General features: G+C 61.5%; 1 protein-coding gene. It reads right to left on the bottom strand.

Going from position 1 to position 553, the window contains the following annotated elements; all coding sequences use genetic code 11:
- Window positions 1–553, bottom strand: a 553-nt coding sequence (locus QCE88_RS42230; RefSeq protein ID WP_309911937.1) for an ABC transporter permease, incomplete at both ends; no start/stop codon positions are given.

Below are 553 nucleotides of genomic sequence, written 5' to 3'. Positions count from 1 at the left end.
CTGATCGATGATCAGCTGCGTAATCATCGTCTCGTGACGTCCGCCCAGGAGCGTCGGCGTGATGAAGAAGCCGATTGCCGTCACGAACACCATCAACGCCGACGCAAACACCCCCGGCAACGACAGCGGGAAATACACCTTCCAGAACGCCATGCCCGGACGCGCACCCAGTGTGGACGCCGCACTCGGCAGACGCCGGTCGATGTTCTCCATCACCGAGAGCATCGTCATGATGGCAATCGGCATCAGCGCGTGCGTCATGCCCACGATCACCGCCGGCAGGTTGTACAGCAGCCCGAGCGGCGAATCGACCAGACCGAGGTGCTTCAGCACCCAGTTGAGCACGCCATTACGCCCGAGCAGCACGACCCAGGCAAAGGTCCGCACCAGAAAGCTCGTCCAGAACGACAGCAGCACCCAGTACAGCAAGCGGTTCTTGCGCTCGCGCGTGGCGGCCGAGATCAGGTACGCGACCGGATAGCCCACCAGCACCGAGAAGAAGGTCGTGAGCAGCGATATCTTCATCGTTACCCACAGCACTTCCACATACACC

It is taken from the genome of Caballeronia sp. LZ035 (assembly GCF_031451175.1).
Classification (GTDB): domain Bacteria; phylum Pseudomonadota; class Gammaproteobacteria; order Burkholderiales; family Burkholderiaceae; genus Caballeronia.
Note: the sequence above shows the minus strand (reverse complement) of the source record. Positions and strands in the feature narration are given on the sequence as shown.